We start from the raw sequence: 19,346 nt of genomic DNA, 5'->3' as shown, positions 1-19,346 counted from the left end.
TGAATTTCGCCGCCTCCCGCCGGGTTTCCCGGTGGTAAGCGGCCCGAGTTCACCGCCCTTGCCCACCACTCCGGCATGTACCAACTCCAACTTAAGCCCCTCGATAAAACGCCGAAGTACAAGCAGATTGTGCAGTCGGTCATCATGGACATTGAGCGCGGCGTGCTGAAAAACGGCGACCACCTGCCCAGCATCAGCGAGCTGAGCGTGGAGCACTACCTGGCCCGCGACACCGTGGAAAAAGCCTACCGCGAGCTGCGCGAGCGGGGTTTCATCACCTCGGTGCAGGGCAAAGGCTACTACGTGGAAGCCAGCGACACCTCGAAGCTGAAGATTCTGCTGGTGTTCAACAAGCTGAGCTCCTATAAGAAAATCATCTACTACGCCTTCCTCGAAACCCTCGGCGACCGCGCCACCGTCGACCTGCAGATTCACCACTACAACGTGAACCTGTTTCAGGAAATCATTGAGAAGAACCTCGGCAAGTACAACTACTACGTGGTGATGCCGCACTTCACGCTGGATACCGATAAGTCGCTGTCGCGGGCCATTCTCAACACCATTCCCTCGCAGGAACTGGTGCTGCTCGACAAAGACATTCCGGAGCTCACCCACGACTGCCTGCGCGTGTTTCAGGACTTCGACAAGGACATTTTCGGGGCGCTGGAAAACGCCGAGGACCTGCTGGAAAAATACTCGCGCCTGGTGCTGGTGCTGCCCTCCGACGCCAACCACCCCGAGGAATTGCCGTGGGGTTTCCGTTCCTTCTGCCTGATGCGCAACAAGGAATTTTCGGTGGTGGAAAACGCCATGAACGAGGTGGTGCAGGCCGGCACGGCCTACGTCGTCATCCGCGAAACCGACCTGGTGGAGCTGGTGAAGAAAATCCGCCAGACCAGCTACCTGCTGGGCCGCGAAGTGGGCATCATTTCCTTCAACGAAACGCCCCTGAAGGAGCTGCTGAACATGACGGTAATTACCACCGATTTCGAGGCCATGGGCCGCACCGCCGCCACGCTGCTGCTGGAGAAGAAGCGGGTGAAAGTGAAGAACCCGTTCTACACCATCCGGCGCGGGTCGCTGTAGAAGCGCCTCACCCCCGGCCCCTCTCCCAAGGGAGAGGGGAGCCTGAAGATTGACGATTCTGGACGAAAGGTTATGTTCCAGCCGCCATGGCTCCCCTCTCCCTTGGGAGAGGGGCCGGGGGTGAGGCGCCCGACGTCAGGTTTCCGGCACAAAACAGGAGAGCCCAGAACAGTTGCGGCGAAGGGAAACGGGTAATTTGTTGTACCCATCCGACACCAGACTTACTTCTTCAACGGCCTTATGTTCTCTGACCAACGCCTAGCCGAACTCAACCAGCCGCTGCTGGCCGAGCACCACACGCAATTTCAGCACCTCGCCGACTCGCCCCGCCTGCGCCAGGCCGACATCCAGGCCGTGGTGCAAAAGCTGATTGATTTTCAGGTAGCCATTCCGAGCTGGGCGCTGGGCACGGGCGGCACCCGCTTCGGCCGCTTCGCGCTGGGCGGCGAGCCGAGCACGCTGGAACAGAAAATCAGCGACGTGGGCATTCTGCAGGCCCTCAACCGCTCGTCGAACTCCATCTCCCTGCACATTCCCTGGGACATTCCGCAGGACATTCCCGGCCTCAAGCAGCTGCTAAAAGAGCAGGGCCTGGTGATTGACTCGGTAAACTCCAACACATTTCAGGACCAGAAAGACCAAGCCCAGACCTACAAATACGGCTCCCTCAGCAACACCGATAAGGCCGTGCGCGAGCAGGCCATTCAGCACAACATCGACTGCGTGCGCCACGGCCGCGACCTCGACGCCAAAACGCTGACCGTGTGGCTGGCCGACGGCTCCAACTTCCCGGGCCAGCAGCACCTGCGCCGCGCTTTCTCGCGCACCCAGGAGTCGCTGGCGGCCATCTACGAGGCCATGCCTTCGGACTGGACCATGCTGGTGGAGTACAAGCCCTACGAACCCAACTTCTACTCGATGGTGATTCCGGACTGGGGCACCTCGCTGGCCTTGTGCCAGGCGCTGGGCCAGCAGGCGCAGGTGCTCGTGGACCTGGGCCACCACCTGCCCAACACCAACATCGAGCAGATTGTGGGCCGCCTGCGGCAGTTTGGTCGCCTCGGGGGCTTCCACTTCAACGGCTCGATGTACGGCGACGACGACCTGACCACCGGCAGCATCAAGCCTTTCCAGCTGTTCCTGATTTTCAACGAGCTGGTGGACGCCGCCCTCGACCACTCGGTGCCCGCCGAAGCGGTGGCTTACATGATTGACGCCAGCCACAACGTGAAAGACCCGCTCGAAGACCTGCTGCAATCGGTCGAGAACATTCTTTCGGCCTACGCCAAGGCCCTGCTCGTGGACCGCGAGGCCCTGGCCGAAGCACAGGAAGCCAACGACGTGGTGCGCGCCGAAGAAATCCTGCGCGACGCCTTCCTCACCGACGTGCGCCCGCTGGTGTCGGAAGCCTACCTGCGCGCCGGGGGCGCCATCAAGCCCATTGCGGCCTACCGTGCCGCCGGCGTGCGCGAGCAGCTCATCAGCCAGCGCGGCAAGCACAGCGTATCGACCGGGCTATGAAAAAGAACATGAAAAAGTCGGTGTACGCCGTATTCGACATCGGCAAGACCAACAAGAAGCTGATTCTTTTCGACGAGGACCAGCAGATTATTGACGAGGAGCTGCACGTGTGCACCGACGTGCTCGACGACGACGGCTTCGTGTGCGACCACCTGCCCCGCCTCACGGAGTGGGTGCTGGCCCATTGGCGCCAGCTCCGCCAGCACCCGCACTACAGCGTGAAGGGCGTGAATTTCACGGCCTACGGGGCCAGCTTCGTGCACCTCGGCGCCGACGGCGAGCCCGTGCTGCCGCTCTACAACTACCTCAAGCCCATTCCGGCCGAGATTGAGGCGCAGTTTTATGCGCAGCTGGGCCAGTCGAAGGAAGAATTTGCGGCCGATACTTGCTCGCCGCAACTGGGCATGCTGAACTCGGGCCTGCAGCTGTATTGGCTGAAATACGCCAAGCCGGAGCAGTACGCCAAGGTGCACACCTCGCTGCACCTGCCCAACTACCTCTCCTACCTGATTTCGGGCGAGAAATTCAGCGACTACACCTCCGTGGGCTGCCACACCAACCTGTGGGACTACCAGCGCGGCGAGTACCACGAGTGGGTGCGCCGCGAGGGCATCGACGAGAAGCTGGCGCCGCTCACGCGCGACTCCATCGCCTCGGTGGTGGATGGCATCCTGGTGGGCGTGGGCCTGCACGACAGCACTTCGGCGGTGATGCCTTATCTGGCGCAAAACGATGAGCCGTTCGTGCTGGTCTCGACGGGTACCTGGTCGGTCACCATCAACCCGTTCAACAGCCAGCCGCTCACGCCGGAGCTGCTGCGCCGCGACTGCCTCAGCTTCATGACGCCGCGCGGCGAAGCCACCCGCGCCGCCCGCGTGTTCCTGGGCCGCGAGCACGACTTCCAGGTGGAGCGCATTGCCGCGCACTTCCACGTGAAGCCGGACTTTTATCGTTCCATCGTGCTGGCCCGGCCCTACGACGAAACCTCGGCCGACTTCAAGCCCGGCTGCATGGCCGGCACCGGCCCTTTCCCCGACGAGCCAGCCGGCGAGTGGGACCTGAGCGGTTTCCGCACCGCGTCGGATGCCTACCAGCACCTCATGCACGGCTTGATTAACATCCTGCTTGAGTCCATCCATTTGGTGTGGCAAGGCGAGAAAACCATCTTCGTGGACGGTGGTTTTGCCCGCAACCCGCTTTTCATGCAAACGCTGAGCTGGAACTTCCCCAAAGCCGAAATCCGCACATTGGAAGTGCCGCAGGCCACCGCTTTGGGCGCCCTGGTGCACCTGGAGCAGGGCGAGGCGCTGAAGAAAACCCAGCCGCTGTTCACCGATGAGGACGAGATGCCGATGGTGATTGCGCAGAACCGGGCGAGCTAGATTGAATTAACGGCGTAAACGGCCGCCTCACCTCCGGCCCCTCTCCCAAGGGAGAGGGGAGCCTGACGCCCACGCGTAACCGGTGCCCCCTCTCCCTTGGGAGAGGGAGTCAGGGGGTGAGGCGCCACGCCTGCACCCACCCGTACACGCCAGAAAAACCAGAATGAAAGTTGCCCTCTTCGTCCCCTGCTACATCGACCAGTTCTACCCCCAGGTTGGAATTGCGACGCTGCAGCTGCTGGAAAAGCTGGGCGTGCAAGCGCACTTCCCGGCCCAGCAAACCTGCTGCGGCCAGCCGCTGGCCAACAGCGGCTGCGAGCGCGACGCCCTGCCCATCTACAAGCACTTCGTCGACACGTTTCAGGATTACGACTACGTGGTGGCGCCTTCGGGCAGCTGCGTGTACCACGTGCGCAAGCATTTCGACAAGCTCGACCAGACCGCGGAGGTGCAGCACGTGCGCGGCGCGGCCTACGACCTGATTGACTTCATCAGCACCGTGCTGAAAGTGGAAAGCCTGCCCGGTGCCTTCCCGCACAAAGTGGGCCTGCACCTGAGCTGCCACGGCCAGCGCGGCCTGCACCAGGCCAACGAATCGGAAATGACCCCGGTGCGCGACGGCCAGCTCAGCCGCCTGCTGCGCTCCCTGGACGGCATTGAGCTAACTAATCTGAACCGCAACGACGAGTGTTGCGGCTTCGGCGGCACGTTCTGCGTGAGCGAGGCGGGCATCTCGGCCCGCATGGGCCAGGACCGCGTGGCCGACCACGTGCGCAACGGCACACAGGTGCTCACCGGCAGCGACATGTCGTGCCTGATGCACCTGGAAGGCATCGTGCGTCGGGCCAAGATGCCCATCAAGGTGATGCACGCCGCCGAAATCTTAAACGGAGTAACGTCATGAACCACGCCATTCGCGCCGACAAGTTTTTGCTGGATGCTGACCGCACCACCTGGCACGACGAGACCCTGTGGTTTGTGCGCGAGAAGCGCGACAAAGCCGTGTACGCCGTGCCCGAGTTTCAGGAGCTGCGCGAGCTGGCTTCCCAAATCAAGAACCACACCCTGAGCCGACTCGACCTGTATTTGCGGGAATTTGAGGCGGCTGCGCAGGCCAATGGCGTGTTCGTGCACTGGGCCGCTGATGCGGCCGAGCACAACGCCATTATCCTCGACATTATCCGCAAGCAGGGCGCCACGCGCGTCGTGAAAAGCAAGTCGATGCTCACCGAGGAATGCCACCTCAATCCGTATCTGCTACAGAACGGGGTGGAAGTGGTGGACACCGACCTGGGCGAGCGGATTATTCAGTTTCGCGACGAGGCGCCGAGCCACATTGTGCTGCCGGCCATCCACCTCAAAAAGGAGGACGTGGGCGACACCTTCCACACCCACCTCGGCACCACCAAGGGCGAAAGCGACCCGCAGCGCCTGACGGAGGCCGCGCGCCAGCACTTGCGGGCCAAATTTCTGGCGGGCGAAGTGGCCATTTCGGGCGTCAACTTCGCCATTGCCGAAACCGGCGCGGTGGTGGTGTGCACCAACGAAGGCAACGCCGACCTGGGCGTGAACCTGGCCAAGGTGCACATCGCGGCCATGGGCATCGAGAAAATCATCCCGCGCCTGAGCGATTTGGGCGTGTTTACGCGGCTGCTGGCGCGGAGTGCGACCGGCCAGCCCGTCACCACCTACACCTCGCACTTCACCAAGCCGCTGCCGGGCCGCGAGATGCACATCGTCATCGTCGACAACGGCCGCACCCAGCAGCTGGGCCGTCCTGACTTTCGGGCTTCGCTGAAGTGTATTCGCTGCGGCGCCTGCATGAACACCTGCCCGGTGTACCGGCGCAGCGGCGGCCACAGCTACGATTTCACGGTACCCGGCCCCATCGGCGCCATTTTGTCGCCGAACATCGACATGAAAAAGCACGCATCGCTGCCGTTTGCCAGCACGCTGTGCGGCTCCTGCACCGATGTGTGCCCCGTAAAAATCGACATTCACACCCAGCTCTACAAGTGGCGCCAAGTGCTGGGCGAGGCCAACGAGATTCCGGCCTCCAAAAAGTGGGGCATGAAGTTCATGGGCCGGGTGCTGGCCAGCACCCGCGTGTATGGCCTGGGCGGGCAGTTTGCGCGCCGGGCGTTGCGCCTGCTGCCGCACGGCCTCACCCACGCCCCTTCCTTCAACGCCTGGGCCGTGGCCCGCGAGCTGCCCACGCCCCCCAAGTACAGCTTCCGCGAGTGGTACGCCCAGCAGCCCCAGCCTACCTCGCAACCTACCCCCCAGGTACCGGCATGAGTGCATCCCGCGACCGCATTTTAGCCGCCGCCCAGGCCAACAAGCCCGAAGAGCTGCCGCTGCCGACGGTGCCGCTGTTTGGCGGCGACGCCACCGCCGAGCGGTTCACGACGGTGCTGGCCGGCATTGGGGGCACCGTGGTGTGGCTCGACGGCTTGGCCAGCCTCGTGCCCACGCTGCAGAAGCTGTTTCCCGACGCTCAAAACACGGCCTCGCCCCTCTTCCGCGGCACCGTGCCCGTCGATGCGCAGACGCCCACCGGCATCCTGGCCGCCATCGACCTGGCCGTGCTGCCCGGCGAAATCGGGGTAGCGGAGAACGGCGCCATCTGGCTGCCCGAGGCCAACATGCTGCACCGGGCCTTGCCCACCGTCACGCAGCACCTGGCGCTGGTGCTTGACCAGCGCCGCATTGTAGCCACCATGCACCAGGCCTACGCGCTGCTGCCCCACACGGGCGGCTACGGCAAATTCGTGGCGGGGCCTTCCAAAACGGCTGACATCGAGCAGTCGCTCGTGATTGGGGCCCACGGCGCGCGCAGCCTCGTGGTGCTGCTGTATTGAGAACGAAGCAGCGTTTCGACAAAAAAGAAGCGGCCCCCAGTGGAGGCCGCCTCTTCGTCGTTTATTGTTTCACTTAAACTCACTTTGTCCTTTTAAACATTGATGGGGGCGCAGGCATTTTGGCTTTCGCGGGGCCCGTAAGGCGAACCCGGCGGCGACCATCAAGGCGGCTGCCGTGACTGCGACCGGCCTGAAACCCACGGGGCCATTGGGCTGGCAACACTGACATGGCGCGCCGCAGAGACAGATGAAAGAGGACTCCCACCCAATCTTTTACCATCCTGCTGCGCGCCAGTCAGGTTGTAAGTAACTCACCTTACAAAGCTGTCGCCTTGCCCGGCCGAAACCTTCCCGCACCCTCCTGCTATGGGAAAAATCTGGTGAGTGAATACTAACCGCCTTTTGCTGCTGCCCGCTTAGGCCTGGTGAAACACGCGCGCCAGCGGCTGCACCACCGGCGAGTTGTCGGGATTGGTGTCCATCAGGTCGCCCATGTAGGCCCACCAGCGCTGCATGGTTTCGGTGGTCGGCAACAGGTCGGTGGTGTGGCCGGGCACGCGCTTCTGCACCGCAAACAGGGTGCCGCTGGCCGCGTCGAGGTAAATGGAATAATCCCGAATGCCGGCCTCGTGCAGCAGGGCCGTGAGCTCGGGCCAGATTTCGTCGTGGCGGCGCTTGTACTCGGCGGCCACGCCGGGTTTCAGCTTCATGGTGAAGGCTACTTCTTCCATAAAAAAATTATTGAACCGGAGCGCCTACCGACGCCGGCGTGAGGGTGACCGGGCCCAGCAGGCCGGATTCCAGCGGCGCCCACTTCTCGGCGGTGAAGAGGCCGTCGGCGCCGCGGTTTTCCTTGAGCTTGGCGGGCATGTTGGTGTTGTAGAAAATCTTCCAGTCGACGTGGTTGCGGTCCAGGTCGATGATGCGGTTGGCCATCAGGTTGCTCACGGTCACGGTGAGCGTGTTGTTGGCCTTGAGCTGATACTTGGGTAGGTACACTTGGTACACGGGCCCCAGCAGCGTGCCTACCGGCTGGCCGTTGAGCTGCACGCGGGCGCTTTGGGCCACGCGGCCCAGGTCGAGCAGCCAGCCGTCGGCGGTGCCCTGCGGCATGGCGAAAGTGGTGGTGTAGGCGGCCGTGCCCGAAAACTTCTTGCCCGCCTCGCCGGCCAGGGTGGTCCAGGAGGCCAGCTCGCGCACCTGCTGCTTGGCCGGCAGCTCCGGGCCGCCCGAAAGGAAACTCAGCTCCCAGGGCGCAGAGAGCGGCTGGGGCGCGGCCGCCAGGGTCATGTAAGGGTAAGCCGGGCCGGTGGCGGCGCCCTCGTTGGTGTCGAGCAGGCAGGTTTCGCCGGGGGCCAGCTGCACGTAGGCTTCGGCCAGGCCCTGCGTGGTGGTGCGCAGCGAGGCCATGCCGGTTTGCTCGGTCATGGGGTTGTAGAGGGCGGCCGATTTGGCGGCCGTCGCCAGGGGCACCCAGGCGGCCACGGGCTTCTCGCCCCAGTTGGCCAGGAAGTAGGTGTGCCCCCCAGCGTGGCGCCGCCGGATGAACTGCAGGCCTTCGTCGACCAGGGTTTCGCGCTTCACGCCGGCCTGGGCCAGCAGCGTGTTCACGTCGGCGCCCAGCAGCACGCGGCCCTTGCCCACGGTGGCCTGGCGCACGCCGTCCTTGCCGTCTTTGAACTTGAACTGCGCCACGAGCTTCTGAAAATTGACGCGCCGGTTTTCCAGGTTGCCGTAGCCGGGCACGTCGGCCGGGGCTTGGTTTTGCAGCAGGATGGTGGCGCCGTTGGTGGCCAGGCGCAACAGCTGCTCCAGGGTAAGCAACGGCATGAGGTGGGCGTCGGGCACCAGCAGCGTCTGGTAGCTGGTGCCGCCGGTGGCCAGGGCGGCGCCCTCGTTTTTCAGGCCCAGCACCTGCTTGTCGGAAATGAAGTCGTAGCCGTAGCCTTTGGCCAGCAGCAGCTCGCTGGTCGCCTCCACAGGGAGGCCTTTGAAGCCGTGCTCGATGCCGTCGAAGTGCTGCAGCAGCACCTTGCCGGGCCGGGTGTAGGCGTCGGATTGCGGCAAGTACAGCAGCACGTCGTTGTCGGGCTGGCCCGCCTGCAGGAACGATTGGCAGCGGGCGGTGTAGTGGTTCAGCTTGCCGAAATCCGTCCAGAACGGGTTTTGCGGGTTAAACTCCACGGCGGCGTAGAACAGCCAGCCGGGCCACTTGGCCGCCTGCGGGGAATAGGCCGTGCCGTGGTAAAACACGTGGTTGACGCCGCCGAGCAGCATGCGGTCGATGGCCTTTTTCACGTCCGAGAGCTTGCTCAGGAAATGGTCATTCTCCCAGGTCGCCGTCTCGGCCGACGTCAGCGGCTTGCCCGTGACGTGGGCGGCCGACGACGCAAACTTGATGCGCGTGAGGTTCTCCCCTTCCGTTTCGGGTATGTCGGTGGCGGCGTACAAATCCAGAATGTTGGCCGGCGAGCCGTGGGCCTGGTTCCGAATCAGGGCGTCGTGGGTTTTGGCCCAGGCGCCCCAGGTTTTGGTGTAGTTTTCGAGCAGCAGCTCCGAGATGGTTTCGCGGTAGTCGGTGAGCACGCGCTGGTTTTCGTCCTCCGTGGCTTTGCCAAACAGGGCAGGCAGGTGCTGGCGCAAGTCGTAGCCCCGCCGCCGGCTGAATTCCGAGAACATCAGCGGCGTCCAGTTGGCCTCGCCCTGGGCGTCGTCCACCTCGTAGGAGTCGTTAAAAAAGGCGCGAATGGGCTTGACGTTGTGCCCCGCAAAAGCCTTGTCGAAATGCGCCAGGTAATGGTCGGTGGCCGTTTTGGAAAGGTGGTCGATGACGTCGCCCTCGCCGCCGGGGCCGGCGCGCTCCACCTGCTTGCCGTGCCCGCCTTGGAACAGGGCGTACAGCGTCCAGCTGGAGCCGGCCGGGGCCGTCCAAGCTAGCTTGCCCTTGGCGTCGACTTTGCTGGTCAGGTCTTCGGTGGCGCCCTTGTCAGAATAGGCGATGAGGGCTTGCAGCGGGATAAGCTTCTCGTAGCGCACCTGGTCGAGGGCCAGGGTTTGCAGGTTTTTGTTGGTGGCCACGGGGTCCGACAGCTGCTTGAGGTCCACCTTGTGGCCCACGGCGTTGGCAATGGGTTTCTGCAGGAACGTGACCGGCTCGGCCAGGCTGGCGCCGCCTTTCACCTCGAAGGTTTTGTAGGTCACGTATTTGGAGGCGTCGGCCGGCGTCACCCAGGGCCCGCCGAAGGGCCAGCCCGAGGCCTGGGCCATGTCGATGCCCAGGCCCAGGCGGCCCGCTTCGGTGAGGGTGTGCGAGAGCATGTCCATCCACTTCGGCGACAAGAAGTTGATGAACTGACTCTCGGTGCCCTTCACGCCGTAGATGGTCGTGATTTCCATGCCGCCCAGGCCCGCCTTCTGGTACTCGGTGAGCAAGTGCGTGAGGTCGGCTTTGTTCACGGCGCTGCCCTCCCACCACCAGCGCGTCCAGGGCTTGGTTTGCTGGGTGATGGCGGGCCATTTGGGGGCCTGCGCGTGGGCGCCGAGCGAGGCCAGGAGAAGAAGGGCGAGGGAGCGTTTCATGGGGTGGTTGCTGTGGCGGGGCGCCAGTCGTTACTTCAGCTTGTAAACTTCGCTCCCGGCCAGCAGAAAGCAGCCGAGGCCGTAGTCCTCAAAGTCGGGCTTGCTGGTGTAGCTCACGGGCTGGCTGTCTTTGGGTTCCTTGCCGGTGCCCTGCACGTAGCCCAAAAAGCCGTCTTGGTGGATGCAGTCTTTCACCATGCCCTGCCAGGCTTTGGCGATGATGGGCTCGTACTGCTTTTTGTCGAGCAGGCCGTTGTTCAGGCCCCAGGCCATGCCGTAGGTGAAGAGGGCGGTGCCCGTCATTTCCTTGCCGCCAAAGTGCGTGGGGTCGTGCAGGCTCACGTTCCAGAAGCCGTCGGGGCGCTGCAGGGGCGGCAGGGCCTGCATCATGGCCAGGTACATCTGCTCGTATTCGGCGCGGTGGGGGGCGTCTTTGGGCATCACTTCCAGCACGCGCACCATGGCAGCCACCACCCAGCCGTTGCCGCGGCTCCAGTAGCAGTCTTCGCCGTTAGGCTCTTTGTAAGGGGGCACAAAGTCTTTGTCGCGCCACCACAGCTTGTCTTGCGGGTTGTAGAGGCCGTTGCCGCCGTGCTGGGTTTTCGAGAAGTTGTAGACGGCGTACATCTTCTCGTAGTAGGCGTTGTCTTTGGTGATGACAGCCAGCTTGGCAAACACCGGCATGGCCATTTGCAGGGCGTCAATCCAGTTCCAGTCGTCCACTTTGTCGCTGGCCACCATGTTGTCCACGGCGGCTTTGATGTCGTGCAGGCGCTCGGGCTTGGGGTCAATCTGGTAGAGCTCCAGGTAGGTTTGGCCGGCGCACTGGTTGTCGGCGTTGCGGTCGGTCACGCCGTTGCGAATGCCCCATTGGTGCTTCTGGCCCCAGTCCACGGCGTAGTCGTAGTAGCGCTTTTGCTGGTCGGTGCGGTACAGGGCCATCAGGCCTTCATAGTACACGCCGCGCGTCCAGATGTGGCTGGGGCGGGTTTTGTAGGTCACGTATTTGGAGGCGTCGGCCGGCGTCACCCAGGGCCCGCCGAAGGGCCAGCCCGAGGCCTGGGCCATGTCGATGCCCAGGCCCAGGCGGCCCGCTTCGGTGAGGGTGTGCGAGAGCATGTCCATCCACTTCGGCGACAAGAAGTTGATGAACTGACTCTCGGTGCCCTTCACGCCGTAGATGGTCGTGATTTCCATGCCGCCCAGGCCCGCCTTCTGGTACTCGGTGAGCAAGTGCGTGAGGTCGGCTTTGTTCACGGCGCTGCCCTCCCACCACCAGCGCGTCCAGGGCTTGGTTTGCTGGGTGATGGCGGGCCATTTGGGGGCCTGCGCGTGGGCGCCGAGCGAGGCCAGGAGAAGAAGGGCGAGGGAGCGTTTCATGGGGTGGTTGCTGTGGCGGGGCGCCAGTCGTTACTTCAGCTTGTAAACTTCGCTCCCGGCCAGCAGAAAGCAGCCGAGGCCGTAGTCCTCAAAGTCGGGCTTGCTGGTGTAGCTCACGGGCTGGCTGTCTTTGGGTTCCTTGCCGGTGCCCTGCACGTAGCCCAAAAAGCCGTCTTGGTGGATGCAGTCTTTCACCATGCCCTGCCAGGCTTTGGCGATGATGGGCTCGTACTGCTTTTTGTCGAGCAGGCCGTTGTTCAGGCCCCAGGCCATGCCGTAGGTGAAGAGGGCGGTGCCCGTCATTTCCTTGCCGCCAAAGTGCGTGGGGTCGTGCAGGCTCACGTTCCAGAAGCCGTCGGGGCGCTGCAGGGGCGGCAGGGCCTGCATCATGGCCAGGTACATCTGCTCGTATTCGGCGCGGTGGGGGGCGTCTTTGGGCATCACTTCCAGCACGCGCACCATGGCAGCCACCACCCAGCCGTTGCCGCGGCTCCAGTAGCAGTCTTCGCCGTTAGGCTCTTTGTAAGGGGGCACAAAGTCTTTGTCGCGCCACCACAGCTTGTCTTGCGGGTTGTAGAGGCCGTTGCCGCCGTGCTGGGTTTTCGAGAAGTTGTAGACGGCGTACATCTTCTCGTAGTAGGCGTTGTCTTTGGTGATGACAGCCAGCTTGGCAAACACCGGCATGGCCATTTGCAGGGCGTCAATCCAGTTCCAGTCGTCCACTTTGTCGCTGGCCACCATGTTGTCCACGGCGGCTTTGATGTCGTGCAGGCGCTCGGGCTTGGGGTCAATCTGGTAGAGCTCCAGGTAGGTTTGGCCGGCGCACTGGTTGTCGGCGTTGCGGTCGGTCACGCCGTTGCGAATGCCCCATTGGTGCTTCTGGCCCCAGTCCACGGCGTAGTCGTAGTAGCGCTTTTGCTGGTCGGTGCGGTACAGGGCCATCAGGCCTTCATAGTACACGCCGCGCGTCCAGATGTGGCTGGGGCGGGTTTTGTTGGTCACAATTTCCTTGCCCGTGTCCGGCCACTTCGCCATGAAGTAGTCGTTGGTCAGGGTCATGGCCTTGAGCACGGCTTTTTTCTTGGGCAGCTTCTGGGCCGCGGCGGGCAGCGCCAGCAGCAGCGCCGCGCAGAGCAAGGAATGCAGGGTGGTTTTTAGCATAGATGGGGAAATTCTAAAACGTCATCAGATGGCCGGGGCAGCCGCGTTAAATCGCAGCCTTGGCTATTTCCACGGCGTACACCTGCGCCTGGCCCTCAAAATTGGCCCGGAAAATCAGCCATTTGCCATCGGGCGAAAAGTGCACGTTGGGCTCCAGCTTGTAGTCGTGCGTCTTCAGATTGGCCAGCTTCTCGGACCGGAAATGGTCGCCTTCCGGCGTGAACAGGTAAATCCAGTGGCCTTCGGCCGATTTGGCCACGGAGGTGGGGTAGCCGCCGTCGCCGGCAAAGGTCTTTTGGTCGGCCGAGCTGGTGTAGTGCACCGACCATTCGTCGCGGGTGTGGGCGTAGCTTTTCTCCTGGCCCGTTTGCAGGTTGGCGCCCGTCACCGCGAAAGTTTGGCCACGGGGTTTCTGGTGGTCGAACCAGATGGTTTTGCCGTCGGCCCCAAACCACTCATGGCCGGCTATTTCGCGGTCCATCGTGCGCTTGTGCACCAGCTTCACGGCCTTGGTTTTGGTGTCGAGGGTCCAGATGCGGTCCACCTTTTCCCACGGCCCTTCGTGGCAAAACATCAGACAACGCGGGTCGGTGGGCGAAAACTGCACATGGTTCAGCCACGCGTTATCCGTAAACAGCTTGGTGAGCTGGCCGTTGCCGTCGGCGCTCACCATGAAAAGTGTGCGCGGCAGCTTGGCTTCGTAAATGCGGTTAAAAAAGTCGCTTTTGGCCGGGTACTGCCGGTAAATTTCCTTCTCGGCATCGCTGCCCCACGCCCCTCCCAGCTGGCTTTCGTCGGCATTCAGCGTGGTGATGTCGGCCTTGAAATCGGCCGGAAACACAAACACGCGGCGCGTTTTCTTCGAGTCGATGTGCGTGGCGTACACCGTGTCGCCCACCTGGTAGAACACCTCGCGGCGCTTCTTGCCCACTATTTCGCCGTGCACCCGGGCAAAGGGCCGGGTGAGGGCTTCGCTCTGGTGGGTTTTGAGATTGAGCGCATACAGCTGCTTGCCGGCCGGCGAGCTGTGGTAATACACCATTTTGTCGCCGGCCGCGCCCAGGCTTTTCACAAACGGGTTGTTGTGGAAGTAGAAACTCTCGTTGGCGCCGTCGAGGGCCGTGAGGCGCACGATTTTATGGCCGGTGTCGGCGTCAATCCACTCGGCGGCGGGCATGGGCTTTTGCGAGCCCGTGGCCAGCTTGGTTTGGGCCTGGCTGCCGAGGCTCAGCAGCAGGCCGCCCACGAGGGGCAGGTAGCGGTTGGTTTTCATGGGTGGGATTGGGAGGAGAAGGACAGGTTATTTCAGGTTTTCGTAGCGCGGCGGCAGGGTGCGCAGGGCCTCGGGCACGTTCACGTAGCGGGCGAGGTCGCGCAGGGCGATGACCTTGTAGCGGTGGTCGTGCAGGTAAGCCAGGTATTGTTCAAACAAGGTGGGCGGGGTCGTCACCCAGTAGTGGGCCACGTCGGGCACACCGTGCACGGTCAGAATCACGATGCGGCCACCGCGGGCCTGCCGGATGGCGCGCAGCACCTTGGCCGTGTCGGGGCCCGAAATGCTGAAGCTGGGCAGCAAGGTCGGGTGGTCGGTGGCGGGGTCGTAGGCGCGGGCCCCACCGGCGCGGGCAAACAGGTAGCCGCGCTCGGGCAGCAGCGCCGTGGCCGTGGGGTGGGTGTCGTAGCCGGGATAGGCAAACGTAGTGGGCCGGGGAATGCCCCAGGCCCGGCAGCGCGCCTCAATGGAATCGAGCTCGGCGCCCAGCTGCGGCCGGCTCAGCTTGTTCACGTGCTGGTGCGTGAGCGTGTGGCTGGCCACCTCAAACCCCTGCCGGTGCAGCCCCCGAATTTGCGCCCAGCTCATGTATTTGGTCTTGTCAGCGAAGGGCGGCTCCCGGAATTCGCACACGAAAAACGTGCCGCCGAACCTGTATTTCTTCAGCAGCGGGGCCACGTAGGTGGCGTGGCTCACGGCCGCGTCGTCGAAGGTGAGGACGATGAGCTTGTCCGGCACGGGGCGCCGAATGACCTGCGCCGACGCGCGCCCAACGGCCCCCAGCCCCAGCAGGGCCAGCCACACAACCAAACGAAACTCAGCAGACAAGGCCACGGGGCGCGGTGGAAATTGATGAAAGGCCCCGCAAGAACTCGTGGCCACCCGGCGTAACCTTCCTGTACTCTTCGGTGGCGCTGTGAAGCCGCCAACGCAGCCGGCCAGGGCACTGGCTACTGCACTTTGCCCGCATCCTAACTACCGCTGCTGCACCCGATACAAACGCCCTTTCTCATTGCTCAGCAGCAAGGTTGAATCGTTGAGGAACACCAACCCCTCGGCCTGGCCCGTGGTGGGCAGCGCCCGAAAGCGCTTCGGCTCGTCGAACAGGCGCCGGCCCGGCGCATTGGTAAACAGAAACACGCCGCCGTAGGCCAGCAGGGCCACCGTGCGGCCGTCGGGGCTGATGTCGGCGGCGGTGATGGGGCGGTTGAGGCGGAGGCTGTCGCGCAGCACGGCCACGTGGCGGCCGGGGCGGGCCGGCAGCACGTAGTGCTTGGTGTACTGACGCAGGCTGCGGTCTTTGCTGAACAGGTGCAGGCTGTCCTGGTACCAGTAGAAGGCTTCGCAGTCGAAGTTGCGGCGGCCCCGGCGCGGCGGAAACGCGCGCTGGTCGGGGTAGCGGAAGGCAATGGTGTCGACTGCAGGCTGGCCCGCGCGCACGCTCAGGCGGTAAATGGCCAGGTCCCGGCGCTGGTTGCGGTTGTTGCCGAAGTCGCCGAGGTAGAGGCGGCCGGCGGCGTCGCGGGCCAGGTCTTCCCAGTCGGTATTGGGCAGCGGCGCCAGGTTGAGTGTGCGCCGGACAGAACCCGGCAGCGCTACCTCAAAGAGTTCGGCAGGCGTGCCTGCATCGCCGTGGGTCCAGAGCATGGTGGCCGTGTCGGCCCGGGCCAGGCCCGAGCTTTCGCGCACCACGCGGGGCAGGCGGCCGGCGCGGTGCACGGCGTAGCGCGCGCGCTCAAAACGGCCCCGCCCGTGGTTGGCCGGCGCGCCAACCAGCACGGCGTGCACGAAGACCAACACCGGGAAAAAAGCGTCGCGCAGCAGGTAGAGCATAAACAGGGCAAAAATCTTTCGCGTATTCCCGCTGTTACGGATGCCCACCACTTGAGGCTCCTTTCCACCGCATGACCAACCTTCCCCTGCTGTTTCGTTCGGCCACCATCATCGCGCTGGCCGGCCTGCTATTCCCCCTTATGCTGCGTGCCCAAGCGCCCAAGCCAATGTCGCTGCCACAAACCCTGCGCGCAAGCCAGTGGAAAAAGCGCGTGCTGCTGGTAGCGGCGCCCAATGCGCAGCAAGCCGATTTCCGGCAACAACAGGCCCTGCTGGCTTCTCAGCAAGCCGCCCTGGCCGAGCGCGACTTCCTGGTGCTGCCGGTGCTGTATGAGCAGCTTTCGGCCGCCGACACGCAGTTTTTGACGCGCGAAATTGGCATCAAGCCGCCGGCTTTTGCCGTCGTGCTCATCGGCAAAGACGGCGGCGTGAAAGAGCGCAGCAGCCGGCCCATGCAGCCGGAAAACCTCTTCGGCACCGTCGACAAAATGCCCATGCGCCGGCAGGAGATGCGGAAGTAGACGCTGTCATTGCCGCGCTGCGCGCACAATCACGGTCCCTCCTACCCCAACGACTTCGTGAAGCCCACTTTAATCTTGAGCTGGAAGTCCGAAATCACTTTGAAAATCTCCTTCAGCGTCACCTGCTCCACTTTGGTCAGCGTTTTGGGGTCGAGGTAATTGTCGGGCGCCACGTTGTCGCTGATGATTTGGGCGGCCTGCTTTTTCAGGCGCACGCCCATGAGGTAGTAGTAGGACTGCAGCAGCTCCTGGGTTTCGCGCTCCGTGAACACGCCCTCGGCGCGCAGGGCTTCGAGGCGCTCGCCGGTATTGGTGGCAAAAATCCGGTGCCGCAGGGCGTACATGCGCACCAAATCGACGATGGGCGACATGGTGCGCTTGAGGTTGAACACCTGCTGCGTGCCCACGGCAAACGTCCGGATGTTGCGGAAAAACGTGAGCGGCGGCTCGTACTGCAGCGCGTTCACGGCCATGTAGTGGAAAAACCGGTCGCGTGGCTTTTGCAGCTCAGCGGCCAGGAACTCGTGCAGCTCGTCCATGATTTCGGCGTCGCCATAGAGGTAGCGGCAGTCGAACGACGCCGCGAACTGCATTCCCGATTCCGGGTTCGAGTCGGTCATCCACTCCACGTAGTTGCGCTTCCAGTGCGAGAGCGAGTGCGTCCACTTGGGGTTCTTGGCCATGAAGCCGCCCTCGCAGTAGCTGAAGCCGATGGCGTTGAGCTGGTCGCTCACCATCTCGGCAAATTTCAGGAAGTAGGCCCGCACTTCCTCGCGGTGCTCGTTGGCCTTGTCTTCGTAAATAATGGCATTGTCCTGGTCCGTGAGCAGGGTTTGCTCTTTGCGGCCTTCGCTGCCCAGCACCATGTACACGAACTTGGCCGGCGGCGGGCCCAGCTCCGCAATGGCCCCCTCGATGAGCTTGAGGGCAATGGTGTCGGAGACGGTGGTGATGACCTGGTTCACGATTTCGGGCTTCACGCCGCGGTTCAGGAGCTGGTACACCATCTCCGGTACTTGCTCCCAGCGGCGCTTCAACTCGGGCACGGCCACGGCCTGCTTCACGCTCTGAATGAAGATGAACGGCGACTGGTCCTGGTCGTCAGTCAGCAGCTTGTTGCGGCTCAGAAAGCCCACGTACTCGCCGTCGGTTTCCACCAGCAGGTAGCGCGTTTTGGTTCGGAACATCAGCAGGATGGCCTCGTACACGAAGGCCCGCGAGCTGATGCTCACCACCGGCGCGTCCACGATGGTTTCGACCGGCTGCTGGGCATCGAGCAGGCCGGCCACCACCTTGTCGCGCAGGGTGATGTCGGTGACGTAACCGATGATGTGGCCGCCCACGTCGGCGTTGGTGATGAAGTAGCAGCTGGTGCGGGCGGCGGCCATGCGCCGGGCCACTTCGTGGATGGGCGTGTAGGCCGCACACACATCCAGGGGCCGCATCTCCAGCGTCTCGATGCGGCGCGAAAACAGCTGGTCCGACGCCAGGTAGTTCTCGCCGGCGCTGCTGGCGGGCCGCACAAAGTGGGCGTACTCTTCGTTCAGCATGCGCTGCCCGTAGCGCGCCGTGAAGAAGTGAAAGAACTTCTCGTAGGCCTTGCACAGCGCGCGAAACTCGCGCCGGTGCAGGAAATACACGCGGGTGTCTTTTTTGGCTCGCACGGTGCGCAAGGAGCGTTTTTTGTTCAGCAGCACCGAGATGCCACCGTAGCACTCGCCGGCCCGGCTGTGCTCAATCACGCGCTTGTTCTGCTGGCTGTCGTAGAAAAACGTCTCGTACTCGCCTTCCACAATGATGTCGATGCCGCGCAGCTTGGTCACGCCCTGGTAGTAGATGATGGCCTCGCGGGGGTGGCGCACCTCTTGCAGGCCCTCGGCCACTTCGGCCAGCACGTCGTCCGGCAGCAGGTCGAAGGGCTTCACGGTGCGCAGAAAATCGAGTTTTTCGGACATGGTATCGGGAATAATCTTCAATTAGCCAATCAGAAAGAAAGCCAGCAGCAGCAGCGCCACCGTGCCCAGCAGCAGCCACGGCGCCACCCCGATGCGCAGGCGCTTGGGCCGCAGCGGTTGCGCCGGCCGCGGCTCGGGCACGGTCACGGGCTCTTGGCGGGCCACGGTTTCGTCAGTAATCAGCCCTTGGCGGCGCATCTCAAAATAGCAGCGGGCCGTGGCGCGCACGTCGACCAGGGCATCGTGTGCGTTTTCGAGGGGCTCGTGAAAGAGGCGCTGGTACAATTCGCCCAGGCGCAGAAAGCCTTGCGTGGGGTGGCGCACCAGCGGGCTGGTGGCCCGCATGGTGCAGAAGGTGGGCAGGTTCACCAACGGATTTTTGAGGCCGGCCCGGTGAAAGCCCACGCCCATCATATGGAAATCGAGCTGCATGAAATGGGCCACCACCAGCGGCTGGTAGTGCAGCAGGTCGCGGTGCAGGCGCTGCATCACGGCGTGGCGGGGCCGGCCGTTGGCCCGCAAAAAGTCCACGGTGAGGCCGTGCACGCGGCCCGACTCGGGGCTCATGTCGTAGTCGCTGGGCTGGATGTAGTGGTTTTCGGCTTTGATTTCGCGGCCGTCGGGCGTGCACACCACCCAGGCCAGCTGCACGATGTGCGGCCAGTTCTTGCGGTTGGCATAGGGCTTGGTCCAGTCGCGCGGGATGCCCGAAGTTTCGGTGTCGACGAACAGCAGGTAGTCTTTCACGGCGCGGGCGAGCCCCTGAGCGGGCAGCTGACAACAAAAGTCCGGGG

Annotated in this window: 16 protein-coding genes; 7 read left to right on the top strand and 9 right to left on the bottom strand. The window is 63.4% G+C overall.

Features of this window, described 5'->3' with window-relative positions; all coding sequences use genetic code 11:
* The first annotated feature begins 75 nt into the window (after positions 1–75).
* From IC234_RS07985 to IC234_RS07960, 6 genes are all read left to right on the top strand, one after another.
* The gene (locus IC234_RS07985; protein ID WP_190923315.1) at positions 76–1,086 is read left to right on the top strand and encodes a GntR family transcriptional regulator; all 1,011 of its coding nucleotides are present in this window, start codon (positions 76–78) and stop codon (positions 1,084–1,086) included.
* Positions 1,087–1,326: 240 nt separating this feature from the next.
* Positions 1,327–2,607, top strand: coding sequence for a TIM barrel protein (locus IC234_RS07980; RefSeq protein ID WP_190923314.1), 1,281 nt, complete (start codon positions 1,327–1,329; stop codon positions 2,605–2,607).
* A complete protein-coding gene (locus IC234_RS07975) occupies positions 2,604–3,989 on the top strand; it encodes an FGGY-family carbohydrate kinase (protein ID WP_190923313.1) in 1,386 nt (461 codons plus the stop codon). The genes IC234_RS07980 and IC234_RS07975 overlap by 4 nt, the downstream gene beginning before the upstream one ends.
* Before the next feature lie 163 nt (positions 3,990–4,152).
* Positions 4,153–4,893, top strand: a complete 741-nt coding sequence (locus IC234_RS07970; RefSeq protein ID WP_190923312.1) for a (Fe-S)-binding protein — start codon at positions 4,153–4,155, stop codon at positions 4,891–4,893.
* On the top strand, positions 4,890–6,287 hold the full coding sequence (locus IC234_RS07965; RefSeq protein WP_190923311.1) for a lactate utilization protein B: 1,398 nt from the start codon (positions 4,890–4,892) through the stop codon (positions 6,285–6,287). The genes IC234_RS07970 and IC234_RS07965 overlap by 4 nt, the downstream gene beginning before the upstream one ends.
* Positions 6,284–6,850, top strand: a complete 567-nt coding sequence (locus tag IC234_RS07960) for a LutC/YkgG family protein (protein ID WP_190923310.1) — start codon at positions 6,284–6,286, stop codon at positions 6,848–6,850. Before IC234_RS07965 ends, IC234_RS07960 begins: the two co-directional genes overlap by 4 nt.
* Before the next feature lie 416 nt (positions 6,851–7,266).
* Here the strand turns inward: IC234_RS07960 and rhaM are convergent, their stop codons facing one another.
* The 7 genes from rhaM to IC234_RS07925 form a co-directional block, all read right to left on the bottom strand.
* The gene (gene rhaM, locus IC234_RS07955; RefSeq protein WP_190923309.1) at positions 7,267–7,581 is read right to left on the bottom strand and encodes an L-rhamnose mutarotase; all 315 of its coding nucleotides are present in this window, start codon (positions 7,579–7,581) and stop codon (positions 7,267–7,269) included.
* A gap of 7 nt (positions 7,582–7,588) precedes the next feature.
* A complete protein-coding gene (locus tag IC234_RS07950) occupies positions 7,589–10,429 on the bottom strand; it encodes a glycosyl hydrolase (RefSeq protein ID WP_190923308.1) in 2,841 nt (946 codons plus the stop codon).
* Positions 10,430–10,459: 30 nt separating this feature from the next.
* A complete protein-coding gene (locus tag IC234_RS07945) occupies positions 10,460–11,809 on the bottom strand; it encodes a glycoside hydrolase family 88/105 protein (RefSeq protein ID WP_223827535.1) in 1,350 nt (449 codons plus the stop codon).
* Positions 11,810–11,839: 30 nt separating this feature from the next.
* On the bottom strand, positions 11,840–12,970 hold the full coding sequence (locus IC234_RS07940) for a glycoside hydrolase family 88/105 protein (protein WP_190923307.1): 1,131 nt from the start codon (positions 12,968–12,970) through the stop codon (positions 11,840–11,842).
* Between the two features lie 46 nt (positions 12,971–13,016).
* Positions 13,017–14,243, bottom strand: a complete 1,227-nt coding sequence (locus IC234_RS07935; RefSeq protein ID WP_190923306.1) for an oligogalacturonate lyase family protein — start codon at positions 14,241–14,243, stop codon at positions 13,017–13,019.
* Between the two features lie 27 nt (positions 14,244–14,270).
* Positions 14,271–15,077 carry a polysaccharide deacetylase family protein gene (locus IC234_RS07930; protein ID WP_317173340.1) on the bottom strand — a complete coding sequence of 269 codons (807 nt, stop codon included), beginning with the start codon at positions 15,075–15,077 and terminating at the stop codon, positions 14,271–14,273.
* Positions 15,078–15,218: 141 nt separating this feature from the next.
* Positions 15,219–16,076 (bottom strand): hypothetical protein, encoded by an 858-nt coding sequence (locus IC234_RS07925; protein WP_190923305.1) that lies wholly within the window; start codon positions 16,074–16,076, stop codon positions 15,219–15,221.
* A 71-nt stretch (positions 16,077–16,147) separates the two neighbouring features.
* Between IC234_RS07925 and IC234_RS07920 the strand changes: the two genes are divergently transcribed.
* Entirely contained in the window at positions 16,148–16,597 is a 450-nt protein-coding gene (locus IC234_RS07920) for a DUF4174 domain-containing protein (protein ID WP_190923304.1), read from the top strand.
* Between the two features lie 41 nt (positions 16,598–16,638).
* Here IC234_RS07920 and IC234_RS07915 read toward each other — a convergent pair whose 3' ends face one another.
* A complete protein-coding gene (locus IC234_RS07915; RefSeq protein WP_190923303.1) occupies positions 16,639–18,552 on the bottom strand; it encodes a DUF294 nucleotidyltransferase-like domain-containing protein in 1,914 nt (637 codons plus the stop codon).
* A 21-nt stretch (positions 18,553–18,573) separates the two neighbouring features.
* Complete coding sequence (locus IC234_RS07910) at positions 18,574–19,299, bottom strand: 3'-5' exonuclease (protein ID WP_190923302.1); 726 nt, start codon at positions 19,297–19,299, stop codon at positions 18,574–18,576.
* Positions 19,300–19,346 lie beyond the last annotated feature (47 nt).

The organism is Hymenobacter armeniacus, from assembly GCF_014699055.1.
In the GTDB taxonomy this organism is placed as follows: Bacteria; Bacteroidota; Bacteroidia; order Cytophagales; family Hymenobacteraceae; genus Hymenobacter; species Hymenobacter armeniacus.
Note: the sequence above shows the minus strand (reverse complement) of the source record. Positions and strands in the feature narration are given on the sequence as shown.

Bases quoted from the DNA above. Each gene is read 5' to 3' on its own strand.
- IC234_RS07940 (WP_190923307.1), bottom strand. From the start codon at position 12,970: ATGCTAAAAACCACCCTGCATTCCTTGCTCTGCGCGGCGCTGCTGCTG.
- IC234_RS07960 (WP_190923310.1), top strand. From the start codon at position 6,284: ATGAGTGCATCCCGCGACCGCATTTTAGCCGCCGCCCAGGCCAACAAG.
- IC234_RS07925 (WP_190923305.1), bottom strand. From the start codon at position 16,076: ATGCTCTACCTGCTGCGCGACGCTTTTTTCCCGGTGTTGGTCTTCGTG.
- IC234_RS07935 (WP_190923306.1), bottom strand. From the start codon at position 14,243: ATGAAAACCAACCGCTACCTGCCCCTCGTGGGCGGCCTGCTGCTGAGC.
- IC234_RS07965 (WP_190923311.1), top strand. From the start codon at position 4,890: ATGAACCACGCCATTCGCGCCGACAAGTTTTTGCTGGATGCTGACCGC.
- IC234_RS07920 (WP_190923304.1), top strand. From the start codon at position 16,148: ATGACCAACCTTCCCCTGCTGTTTCGTTCGGCCACCATCATCGCGCTG.
- IC234_RS07980 (WP_190923314.1), top strand. From the start codon at position 1,327: ATGTTCTCTGACCAACGCCTAGCCGAACTCAACCAGCCGCTGCTGGCC.
- IC234_RS07970 (WP_190923312.1), top strand. From the start codon at position 4,153: ATGAAAGTTGCCCTCTTCGTCCCCTGCTACATCGACCAGTTCTACCCC.
- IC234_RS07950 (WP_190923308.1), bottom strand. From the start codon at position 10,429: ATGAAACGCTCCCTCGCCCTTCTTCTCCTGGCCTCGCTCGGCGCCCAC.
- IC234_RS07915 (WP_190923303.1), bottom strand. From the start codon at position 18,552: ATGTCCGAAAAACTCGATTTTCTGCGCACCGTGAAGCCCTTCGACCTG.
- rhaM (WP_190923309.1), bottom strand. From the start codon at position 7,581: ATGGAAGAAGTAGCCTTCACCATGAAGCTGAAACCCGGCGTGGCCGCC.
- IC234_RS07945 (WP_223827535.1), bottom strand. From the start codon at position 11,809: ATGAAACGCTCCCTCGCCCTTCTTCTCCTGGCCTCGCTCGGCGCCCAC.
- IC234_RS07975 (WP_190923313.1), top strand. From the start codon at position 2,604: ATGAAAAAGAACATGAAAAAGTCGGTGTACGCCGTATTCGACATCGGC.
- IC234_RS07985 (WP_190923315.1), top strand. From the start codon at position 76: ATGTACCAACTCCAACTTAAGCCCCTCGATAAAACGCCGAAGTACAAG.